At 42.9% G+C, this 11511-nt stretch carries 10 protein-coding genes; 9 read left to right on the top strand and 1 reads right to left on the bottom strand.

From position 1 onward, the window contains the following. The first annotated feature begins 74 nt into the window (after positions 1-74). The 5 genes from accD to ACIFOD_RS05650 all read left to right on the top strand — a co-directional run bounded on the left by accD (position 75) and on the right by ACIFOD_RS05650 (position 5536). Positions 75-944: an acetyl-CoA carboxylase, carboxyltransferase subunit beta gene (gene accD / locus ACIFOD_RS05670; RefSeq protein ID WP_430313835.1), complete on the top strand. Its 870-nt coding sequence runs from the start codon at positions 75-77 to the stop codon at positions 942-944. Then, positions 938-1918: an acetyl-CoA carboxylase carboxyl transferase subunit alpha gene (gene accA, locus ACIFOD_RS05665; RefSeq protein ID WP_430313833.1), complete on the top strand. Its 981-nt coding sequence runs from the start codon at positions 938-940 to the stop codon at positions 1916-1918. The genes accD and accA overlap by 7 nt, the downstream gene beginning before the upstream one ends. Positions 1919-2259: 341 nt before the next feature. Then, complete coding sequence (gene pfkA, locus ACIFOD_RS05660; protein ID WP_397551988.1) at positions 2260-3219, top strand: 6-phosphofructokinase; 960 nt, start codon at positions 2260-2262, stop codon at positions 3217-3219. 30 nt (positions 3220-3249) lie between these two features. Further along, a complete protein-coding gene (pyk, locus tag ACIFOD_RS05655; RefSeq protein WP_430313832.1) occupies positions 3250-5010 on the top strand; it encodes a pyruvate kinase in 1761 nt (586 codons plus the stop codon). A gap of 139 nt (positions 5011-5149) precedes the next feature. Continuing rightward, positions 5150-5536 carry an FxsA family protein gene (locus ACIFOD_RS05650; protein ID WP_430313830.1) on the top strand — a complete coding sequence of 129 codons (387 nt, stop codon included), beginning with the start codon at positions 5150-5152 and terminating at the stop codon, positions 5534-5536. Between the two features lie 37 nt (positions 5537-5573). Here the strand turns inward: ACIFOD_RS05650 and ytvI are convergent, their stop codons facing one another. Then, positions 5574-6680: a sporulation integral membrane protein YtvI gene (gene ytvI, locus ACIFOD_RS05645; protein ID WP_430313828.1), complete on the bottom strand. Its 1107-nt coding sequence runs from the start codon at positions 6678-6680 to the stop codon at positions 5574-5576. A 147-nt stretch (positions 6681-6827) separates the two neighbouring features. On the opposite strand from ytvI, the gene ACIFOD_RS05640 reads away from it, so the two are divergent. The 4 genes from ACIFOD_RS05640 (at position 6828) to mdh (ending at position 11227) form a co-directional block, all read left to right on the top strand. Then, positions 6828-7286: a DUF441 domain-containing protein gene (locus tag ACIFOD_RS05640; protein ID WP_430313826.1), complete on the top strand. Its 459-nt coding sequence runs from the start codon at positions 6828-6830 to the stop codon at positions 7284-7286. 409 nt (positions 7287-7695) lie between these two features. Continuing rightward, positions 7696-8814, top strand: a complete 1119-nt coding sequence (gene citZ / locus ACIFOD_RS05635) for a citrate synthase (RefSeq protein ID WP_324744798.1) — start codon at positions 7696-7698, stop codon at positions 8812-8814. Between the two features lie 121 nt (positions 8815-8935). Next, on the top strand, positions 8936-10207 hold the full coding sequence (gene icd / locus ACIFOD_RS05630; RefSeq protein ID WP_397551994.1) for an NADP-dependent isocitrate dehydrogenase: 1272 nt from the start codon (positions 8936-8938) through the stop codon (positions 10205-10207). Positions 10208-10288: 81 nt separating this feature from the next. Beyond that, complete coding sequence (gene mdh / locus ACIFOD_RS05625; protein ID WP_324744796.1) at positions 10289-11227, top strand: malate dehydrogenase; 939 nt, start codon at positions 10289-10291, stop codon at positions 11225-11227. Positions 11228-11511 lie beyond the last annotated feature (284 nt).

Below are 11511 nucleotides of genomic sequence, written 5' to 3'. Positions count from 1 at the left end.
TTAAAGCTGTATCACCTTCATTTTTTTCTTCAGAAGACGTATAAGCGACTGTAATTAGTTAAGGAGGTTTCACCTTGCTTAAGGAACTTTTTAATAAATCCAAAAAGAAAAAATATGCAACCATTCCTTCTGAAGCGGCTAAACATGACGTTCCAGAAGGCATCATGACCAAATGTCCTGATTGCAAAAAGATCATGTACACGAAAGAACTTCAAAAAAACTTAAAGGTGTGCATTCATTGCGGATATCATCATGGGATGAGCTCACCGGAGAGAGTCGATAGTTTTATAGATGAAGGTTCCTTCAAGGAGCTTGATCATGACCTTACTTCCGGGAATCCTTTGAACTTTCCTGATTATGAAGGGAAAGTGGAAAAGGACCGTAAAAAGACAGGTATGAATGAAGCGGTCTTAACTGGTTCAGGTAAGGTAAACGGAATCGAAGTGGTCACGGCCATCATGGATTCACGTTTCAGAATGGGAAGCATGGGATCTGTGGTCGGTGAAAAAATCACGAGAGCCATCGAAGAAGCCGACAAACGAAAAGTCCCATTCATTATTTTCACGGCATCTGGAGGCGCGAGAATGCAGGAAGGTGTCCTTTCCTTGATGCAAATGGCCAAGACCAGTGTGGCTCTTAATCGATTGAGCGAGAATGGAGGACTTTTCATCTCGATCATGACGCACCCAACGACAGGCGGGGTATCCGCAAGTTTCGCTTCCGTAGGGGACTATAATTTTGCTGAGCCCGGAGCGCTTATCGGCTTCGCAGGCAGAAGGATCATTGAGCAGACGATCAGGGAAGACTTACCGGAAGACTTCCAAACATCCGAATTTTTATTGAAACATGGTCAACTTGACGGAGTCATCTCGAGGCTCGAGTTAAAAGAGAAAATCGGGACAGTACTTGATATACATCAGTGGGACGGTGATCTGCCATGGTAAATGAGATGGAATTTGAAAAGCCTGTATTTGAGCTCAAGAAAAAAATAGCCGAGCTGAAGGAGTTCACTCAAAATTCCGACGTCGATTTATCAAATGAAATCGAAAAACTGGAGAACAGGCTCACGAAGCTTGAAAATGATATCTATGAAAACATGAAGCCGTGGGAAAGGGTTCAGGTAGCACGACACCCGAATCGCCCGACGACGCTTGATTATATCGACTATCTGTTTACGGACTTCATCGAAATGCATGGAGACCGTCTGTATGGGGACGACGAAGCCATTGTTTCAGGCGTAGGTAAATTTCATGATGTCCCTGTGACCATCATCGGGCACCAAAGAGGGAAAGATACGAAAGAAAATATTCGCCGGAACTTTGGAATGCCTCATCCGGAAGGGTACCGAAAAGCCTTACGATTGATGAAGCAAGCGGACAAGTTCAACCGTCCGATCATCTGCTTTATTGATACAAAGGGTGCATATCCCGGTAAAGCGGCAGAGGAAAGAGGTCAAAGTGAAGCCATTGCAAGAAATCTTGTAGAAATGGCAGGCTTGACCGTTCCCGTTATCTGCATGGTCATCGGTGAAGGTGGTAGTGGAGGTGCCCTGGCACTGGGAGTCGGAAACCATATTCATATGCTGGAAAACTCCACCTACTCCGTGATATCACCTGAAGGGGCGGCGGCCATTCTGTGGAAGGATTCCACACAAGCGAAACGTGCGGCTGAATCCATGAAGATTACAGCACCGGATTTGAAGGAGCTCGGAATCATTGATGAAATCGTCACTGAAGTTAAAGGCGGTGCTCATAAAGGTGTCGAAGAGCAAGCTCAATATATCAATGATATATTAAAGGCATCCTTGAAAGAATTAATCCCAATGAAAAAAGATGAATTGATCCAGCATCGCTATGAAAAATTTAAAGCGATGGGTGAATATTCTGTTTTAAATGATTTAATTGGGGTAAAATCATAATGAACTATGGACTGACAAATAGGAAATACCTTTTGTCAGTCTTTTTCATTAATTTTCCATAAAATTAAAGATTTGTGACGGTATTTTGAAGGTTTTAACAATTAAAACGCTTCCATTTAATAGATTATTTCGTCTTTAGCATTTCCTTCGAGTAACTTGTTGAGAACCTTGAATCTTCGTGTTATTTTAGAAATAATCCATAGTCTATTGGTCCATAATAATGTAATGAATGCAACAGGATAGTTTGTTCCATTTTCCTTTTCTTAGATATATGTGAAACCATTAACAAGTTGTACCATTCATTTACATATAAAGGCATATTTCTTAATGAGGTGATCGTAGTGAGAAAGATTGGTGTATTAACAAGTGGTGGAGATTCACCAGGTATGAATGCAGCCGTTCGTGCGGTTGTACGTAAAGCCATTTTCCTTGATATTGAAGTGTACGGTATTTATCAGGGGTATAACGGACTGATCAACGGGAACATCAAGAAGCTTGAACTTGGTTCAGTTGGAGATATCATTCATCGTGGCGGAACGATGCTGTATACAGCCCGCTGTGAAGAATTCAAGACCAAAGAAGGACAGAAAAAAGGCATCGAGCAATTAGAGAAGCATGGAATTGAAGGGCTTGTTGTTATTGGTGGAGATGGTTCGTACCAAGGAGCAAAAGCTTTAACTGAATGGGGATATCCATGTGTGGGTGTACCGGGAACGATCGATAACGATATTCCGGGAACAGAATATACAATCGGTTTCGATACGGCTCTGAACACGGTCATCGACGCGATTGATAAGATTCGCGATACGGCAACCTCACATGAAAGAACATTCATCATCGAAGTAATGGGACGTAATGCAGGAGATCTTGCCCTGTGGTCCGGTCTTGCAGGCGGTGCTGAAACCATTCTGATCCCTGAGGAGAAATTCGATCTTGATGATGTCGTGACCCGTCTGAAAAAGGGTCAGGAGCGCGGGAAAAAACATAGTGTCATCATTGTGGCAGAAGGTGTCATGTCGGCAAATGAATTTGCTAATCGTTTCACTGAAGCTACGGGAATGGATACACGTGTTTCTGTCCTGGGCCATATTCAGCGCGGTGGAACACCAACCGCATCTGATCGCGTGTTAGCAAGCCGTTTAGGTGCACGTGCAGTAGAGTTATTGATGGAAGGAAAAGGCGGAAGAGCAGTAGGAATTGAGAAAAATCAACTAGTTGATTACGATATTATTGAAGCACTTGCCAAGCCACATCAAATTGACTTGGGCATGTACAGACTTTCCAAAGAGCTTTCAATCTAAATTGTTGTAAGATTTCAGGAGGTAAAGAAAATGAGAAAAACGAAAATAGTATGTACGATCGGTCCTGCAAGTGAGAGTGTAGAGAAGTTATCACAACTGATCGAAGCCGGAATGAATGTATCCCGCTTAAACTTTTCACATGGTGACCATGAAGAACATGGACAGAGAATCATCAATATCCGTGAAGCAGCCGAAAAAGCCGGTAAAACAGTCGGGATCCTTCTCGATACAAAAGGTCCGGAAATCCGTACGAATAATATGGAAGATGGTGCAATCGAATTAACGCAAGGTTCAAGCGTCATCGTTTCCATGAAAGAAGTACTCGGGACAACTGAGAAATTCTCCGTTACATACGAAGGATTAATCGATGATGTTCATGTTGGTTCTAAAATCCTTCTTGACGATGGTCTGATCGGATTGGAAGTAACGGAAATCGATAAAGCGAATGGCGAGATTCATACGTATGTTGCCAACAGCGGTGTTTTAAAGAATAAAAAAGGTGTAAACGTACCGGGAGTTTCTGTAAACCTTCCAGGAATTACGGATAAGGATGCTCAAGATATCGTATTCGGTATTGGGCAGGGTGTCGACTTTATTGCGGCATCATTCGTTCGCCGTGCATCTGATGTACTTGAAATTCGTCAATTATTGGAAGAGCATGACGCTTCCCATATTCAAATCATCCCTAAGATCGAGAATCAAGAGGGTGTAGACAATATCAATGAAATCCTTGAAGTATCAGACGGATTGATGGTGGCTCGTGGAGATCTTGGTGTTGAAATCCCGGCTGAAGAAGTACCATTGGTTCAGAAGATGTTGATCAAGAAATGTAACTCTCTAGGTAAGCCTGTCATCACGGCCACTCAAATGCTTGATTCCATGCAACGCAACCCTAGACCGACAAGAGCAGAAGCAAGTGACGTAGCCAATGCGATCTTCGATGGTACAGACGCGATCATGCTATCTGGTGAAACAGCTGCAGGTACCTATCCTGTAGAAGCGGTCCAAACGATGCATAACATTGCTTCAAGAGCGGAAACAGCCCTTAACTTCAATGATATCCTGGCAGCACGAAGCAAAGACAGTGAGCATAATATGACGGATGCCATCGGTCAATCTGTAGCGCACACGGCTCTTAACCTTGACGTTAATGCAATTGTGGCTCCAACGGAAAGCGGGCACACTGCACGCATGATTTCTAAATACCGTCCAAAAGCTCCAATCGTAGCAGTAACGGGAACAGATTCCGTATCACGCCGCTTGGCACTTGTCTGGGGCGTTTACCCTACAGTTGGACGCAAAGTGACGACTACGGACGAAATGCTTGATATGGCAGTAGAAGAAAGCGTCAATTCAGGTATGACGAAGCATGGAGATCGCATTATCATCACAGCAGGTGTTCCGATAGGTGAATCTGGAACAACCAATCTGATGAAAATTCATGTGGTAGGCGACGTCGTTGCAAAAGGTCAAGGAATTGGCCGTAGATCTGCTTATGGTAAAGCAGTCGTGGCGATGACTGCAGATGAAGCAGTGAAGAATACTACACCAGGATCAGTTCTTGTGACAATCGGGACCGATAAAGACATGATGCCTGCTCTTGAGAAATGTTCTGCCTTGATCGTTGAAGAAGGCGGTCTGACAAGTCATGCAGCAGTTGTAGGTATCAATCTAGGAATTCCTGTAGTCGTTGGTGTGGACAATGCCACTTCTCTATTCACAAATGGTCAGGAAATTACAGTAGACGCTACTCGCGGTGTCATCTATAACGGACACGCAAGCGTATTATAAGTTGAAATATGAGAAGCCAGAGTCTGTAATGGACTCTGGCTTTTTGTGGGTAACTAAGACAATCCTCACATAATACCTTAAAATTCTTAATATGTTATAATAGAGAGCAATAAGTATTAAATTTATGGAGGAATCCCTCATGAGATATATATTGTTATTGTTAATTATTGTGCCCGCATTGGAAATTGGGTTGCTGGTTCTTTCCGGACAAGCGTTTGGCTTGATCCCGACCGTTTTACTGATTATTACAACAGGAATTCTGGGAGCTTATTTGGCGAAAAAACAGGGAATGGAGACACTCAGAAAAGCGCAGCAGGATATGCAGTACGGTCAGCTGCCGGGAGATGCCATCATTGATGGATTGTGCATTCTGGTCGGAGGGGTCGTTCTGTTGACACCTGGTTTTATTACCGATGGAATCGGATTCCTGCTATTACTTCCACCTACACGTAAAATGTTCAAACCGCTCATTTACAAGCTGTTCAAACGCTGGGTCAATAATGGGAATGTAATCATATACAGATAATACAAAAAGCACTGCTCATGGGGAGCAGTGCTTTTTCCTATTTTACACCCATAATAAATTTCCACGTATCTTCAAAAACACCGGCTCTTTTGAGGGTGGATAGAATCACCAGCACAACGGGACCGACGATCAATCCAAGAAACCCGATGAGCTTAAAGCCGACAAAGAGAGCGATCAGGGTGGCGAGTGGATAGAGTCCGATGCTTGATGACAGGACTTTCGGCTCCATGATTTGACGCTGTACCACGACAACCAAATAGAGAACTGATAAACCGATACCTAATCCGACGTTCCCTGTAATAAACTCATAAATGATCCAAGGTACGAAAACCGCTCCTGTACCAAGGTACGGTAAAATATCAACGAGCCCCGTTACGAGTGCGATGGTGATGGCGTAATCCACTCTCAGTATGATCAATCCGATTAACACGATGATAGCCGTGATGGAGATGAGGGTGAATTGTGCCCTTATAAATCCGAATAGGGCCCTTTTCAAATCGATGAATACTTTTCTCCCGCTGCTCATCGCCTTTCCAGGAATGATTTTCTCTGCTTTGGCAGATAATGTATACCAGTCCTTACTGATGAAAAACGTGGCTAAAGCGGCAAAAATCAGGACGGATGCGGCGTTTGGAATCCATGAAATCAACTGTGGTAATTTGGTGAAAAAGTTTTGCAGGAAATCGCCTGCCGATGTGGCGATTTTCGTGCCAGCAGTTTGAACATTTTCTAATATGGTATCCTGTTGTCCGGCTTCAAGGTTCTTGAATAAACCTGATACCTGGTTGTACAGTGGAATCACATGCCCTACGACGAAATCTTCCGCATATTTGACCAAGGTCTGCACATGCTTAGGAAGCTCTTCAGCTAAATAATTCGCTCCGGAAACAATTTCAGCAATCAATAAGGTGATAAGCCCCGCAAAAATCGCAATAATCAATATGAGAGATAAAGCAACTGCCCAGATCCTCGGCAGCCATTTTTCAAGCCAATTCACAAGAGGATTGATGAGTAACGCGATGGCAATGGCAATGATAAACGGATAAGCAAGCTTCCATATGTAATAGAGTGAAATCAATGAGAGCATGACAATGGCTAAAACGATTATGAACCTCATCGTTCGATAAACATATTCTACATTCAAGGGCTTCCCTCCTACCCGATCTTCTACTTCTATTTTAAAGGAGACAGGAAATGAAAGGAAGTTTAATTTAACGAGGTTGCTCAAATTTACAACAAATGATAAAAGTTGATATGTCAGGATAATGATTACGAAAGGAAGAGGTTACTTATGTCACAGGCATTCATGTTTTTGCTGCTACTATTGGGAATTGGATTCGCTGCAAAAAACCAGTCCATTATTATAGCCGTAACATTTCTAATCATTCTTAAAGTAGCAGGCATCGATGAAAAAGTGTTTGCGGCCATTCAGTCCAAAGGAATTAACTGGGGTGTTACCATCATAACGATTGCTGTATTGGCACCGATCGCTACAGGTGAGATCGGATTTAAAGACCTGTATGACTCATTAAAGTCCCCTTATGCGTGGATTGCCCTCGCTTCCGGGATGGCTGTGGCGTTAATTGCGAAGAGCGGGTTAACACTGTTGGAAGAGGACCCTCATATTACGACAGCTCTTGTCCTCGGCACAGTCTTAGCTGTGGCATTCTTTAAAGCAGTAGCTGTCGGACCGCTGATTGGAGCAGGTATTGCGTACCTTGCGATGAAATTATATGAGTTGTTCTTATAGAATACCACTGGGGTTCTGCCGGTTTAACTGAGATCATTTGACTTTGATTATACATCTTCGACATATTTAGTGCTTTTACAACGGGATGAGAAACTCCTGTCACCACTCCGTTTGTGCGCCTCAATGCTATGGTTTATTTTTCTAGAAAAATAATTTTTATAGAAATTGATGCGTTTTCATTCACAAAAGTCAGATAATTGTTTATAATAGGAAATGTAAGCGCATCCCAAGCTCTCGTGATATCATAGGAAGAGCCGGGAATCATTTTTTGTATAGGAATTGAGCAATCGCTCAACCTTTATTTATGTTCTTTTTAAACAAGCCTACTGACTTATTTGATAGTCTTGTAGGGTTTTATGCTCATATGAAAATGGGTAAAGAGAAATACTTAACAAAAGGAGAGGTTATTATGACAGCAACTCGCGGGTTAGAAGGGGTTGTAGCAACAACATCATCCATTAGTTCGATCATTGATGATACTCTTACATATGTTGGCTACAACATTGATGATTTAGCAAACAATGCCAGTTTTGAAGAGGTTATCTACTTACTATGGCATCTGAAATTACCTACTTCATCAGAGCTTCAGGAATTTACAGAGCTATTAGCAGATAACGCTGAATTACCAAAAGAGGTCATCGAGCACTTCAAGATGTACAACATCAAGGAAGTTCATCCTATGGCAGCTTTACGTTCTGCCGTGTCTTTACTTGGATTATATGATGATAAAGCAGATGTAATGGACGAAAAGGAAAACTATTTGAAAGCCGTTCGACTTCAAGCGAAAATCCCTACAATCGTAACGAGCTTTTCACGAATTCGCAATGGACAAGAGCCGATTGCTCCCCGCAAAGATTTAGGCTTTGCTGCTAATTTCCTATATATGTTAACCGGGAAAGATCCTGAACCTGTTGAAATCGAGGCGTTCAATAAAGCGCTTGTTCTTCATGCGGATCACGAGTTAAACGCTTCTACATTCACTGCACGTGTATGTGTCGCTACTCTTTCTGATGTGTATTCTGGTGTCACTGCTGCGATCGGTGCTTTAAAAGGACCTCTTCACGGTGGAGCAAATGAACAGGTAATGAAGATGCTTACTGAAATCGGTTCGGTAGATAAAGCAGAATCATATATCCTGGACAAACTTGAGAAAAAAGAAAAAATCATGGGCTTCGGTCACCGTGTATACCGTCAAGGAGATCCGCGTGCCAAGCACCTTAAAGAAATGTCTAAAAAATTAACTGAATTAACTGGACAAAGTAAATACTACGAAATGTCCGTTAAGGTAGAAGATGTATTTACATCTAATAAAGGCTTACCGCCTAATGTTGATTTCTATTCAGCATCCGTTTACCATAGCTTAGGCATCGATCATGACCTATTCACTCCGATCTTCGCTGTAAGCCGTGTATCCGGTTGGTTAGCTCATATTCTTGAGCAGTATTCCAACAACCGCCTGATCCGTCCACGTGCTGATTACGTAGGGCCTGGCAAGCAGGAATATGTGCCTGTAGAACAAAGAGGTTAAACATCAATATTTACAAATGGTGAAAATATTGGTGTAATGAATATGAGAAGGGGACTGACTCTAAATGCATAAGGCAATTATGGGTCATCCCCTTTGATAATGAATAAATGGAGGTTACATAATGACACAAGGTGAAAAAATTACAAACCAGAACGGCCAACTTAATGTGCCAAACAATCCAATCGTCCCATTCATTGAAGGTGACGGAACTGGTCCAGATATTTGGGCAGCAGCTCAACGCGTCCTAGATGCTTCTGTTGAAAAAGCATACAAAGGTGAGCGCAAGATTTCATGGAAAGAAGTATATGCAGGGGAAAAGGCATTCAACAAAACGGGCGAATGGCTTCCAAATGATACACTTGAAGCAATCCGTGAATACTTCATCGCGATCAAAGGTCCACTTACAACTCCTGTCGGCGGCGGAATCCGTTCATTGAACGTTGCGCTTCGCCAGGAATTAGACCTGTTCACTTGCCTGCGTCCTGTACGCTACTTTGAAGGTGTTCCATCACCGGTTAAGCGTCCTGAAGACACTGACATGGTCATCTTCCGTGAAAACACTGAAGACATCTATGCTGGTATTGAATACGCAAAAGGTTCTGACGAAGTTAAAAAATTAATCACTTTCCTTCAAGATGAAATGGGTGCTAACAAAATCCGTTTCCCAGAAACATCCGGTATCGGGATCAAGCCTGTTTCTGAAGAGGGGACAAACCGCCTTGTTCGTGCAGCAATCAATTACGCGATCACAGAAGGCCGTAAATCAGTAACGTTGGTTCACAAAGGGAACATCATGAAGTTCACTGAAGGAGCTTTCAAAAACTGGGGTTACGAGCTTGCTGAAAAAGAATTCGGCGATAAAGTATTCACTTGGGCTCAATATGACAAGATCAAAGATGCTGACGGATTGGAAGCTGCTAACAAAGCACAATCCGAAGCTGAAGCAGCTGGTAAGATCATCGTGAAGGATTCAATCGCTGATATCTTCCTACAGCAAATCCTTACTCGTCCGGCTGAGTTTGATGTAGTGGCAACAATGAACTTAAACGGAGATTATATCTCTGATGCATTAGCCGCTCAAGTTGGTGGAATCGGTATTGCTCCTGGAGCAAACATCAACTACGAATCAGGACATGCGATCTTTGAGGCAACTCACGGAACGGCTCCTAAATATGCAGGTATGGATAAAGTGAATCCTTCATCTGTCATCCTTTCAGGAGTGCTTATGCTTGAGCACCTTGGTTGGACAGAAGCTGCTAACCTGATCACAAAATCCATGGAGAAAACAATCGCTTCTAAAGTCGTAACATATGACTTCGCCCGTCTAATGGATGGAGCAACAGAAGTGAAATGTTCTGAGTTCGGTTCTGCTTTAATCGAAAACATGGGATAATTTTAATTTGAAATAAGGATGGGGTGCTTCGAACCGGAGCACTCCTTCCTTTACATAATGACACGAATAGGAGGAATTATGATGGCTATTAAACGTAGAAAAGTATCTGTTATCGGTGGAGGATTTACAGGGGCGACTACAGCACTGATGCTTGCTCAGAAAGAGCTTGGAGATGTTGTACTGGTTGATATTCCTCAAAATGAAGACCCAACGAAAGGGAAAGCGCTGGATATGCTTGAAGCGAGCCCTGTACAAGGATTTGATTCAAACATCATCGGTACTTCCAATTACGAGGATACAAAGGATTCGGATATCGTTGTCATCACTGCAGGGATTGCCCGTAAACCAGGAATGAGCCGTGATGATCTGGTTCAAACGAATCAAAAGGTCATGAAATCGGTCACTCAGCAAATCGTTAAGTATTCGCCGGATTGCTACATCATCGTTCTGACAAACCCAGTGGATGCTATGACATATACAGTATTCAAAGAATCAGGGTTCCCTAAAGAGCGCGTAATCGGACAATCCGGCGTTCTGGATACAGCCCGTTTCCGCACATTTGTCGCTCAAGAATTAAACCTCTCTGTGAAAGATATTACAGGATTCGTTCTTGGCGGCCATGGGGATGACATGGTTCCTCTTATTCGTTACTCGTACGCTGGAGGCATCCCTCTGGAAACATTAATCCCTAAAGACCGTTTAGACGCGATCGTCGAACGTACCCGTAAAGGCGGAGGGGAAATTGTAGGCCTTCTGGGCAACGGAAGTGCTTATTATGCTCCTGCTGCTTCACTTGTACAAATGGTAGAAGCCATCCTTAAGGATCAACGCCGCGTCATCCCGGCCATTGCATACCTAGAAGGCGAATACGGTTTCGAAGGGATCTACCTCGGTGTTCCAACCATCCTTGGTGGAAATGGACTGGAAAAAATCATCGAACTCGAACTAACCGAAGAAGAGAAAGCTGCACTAGCTAACTCTGCAGAAGCTGTTAAAAACGTCATGTCTTCTTTGGCTTAATACACATTCAATCCAAAACTGGCTTCCATATTGGGGGTCAGTTTTTTTATGGAAGAATACTGGTGGAGATGATCGACTGTCTTTTCATAAAAGTTATTGTTTTAAAATAAGGTCTGTTTGAAATCTGTCAATCAGTGTTCTGTATTAAAAGGATTTTTTTATTTATTTCCATTTAAAGAAACATACTCAGAAAGTTGATTGGAGCGGAAGGTGCTCGACTCCTGCGGGAATAGCGGGAAAGTTGAGACCCCACAGGGCAAAGCTGAACTGCACCCCTATTGTTG

Origin of the sequence: Rossellomorea sp. NRS-1567, from assembly GCF_050467885.1 — a bacterium.
Taxonomy (GTDB): domain Bacteria; phylum Bacillota; class Bacilli; order Bacillales; family Bacillaceae_B; genus Rossellomorea; species Rossellomorea aquimaris_C.
The sequence above is the reverse complement of the archived record's forward strand: the minus strand, read 5'-3'. Positions and strand labels throughout refer to the sequence as shown.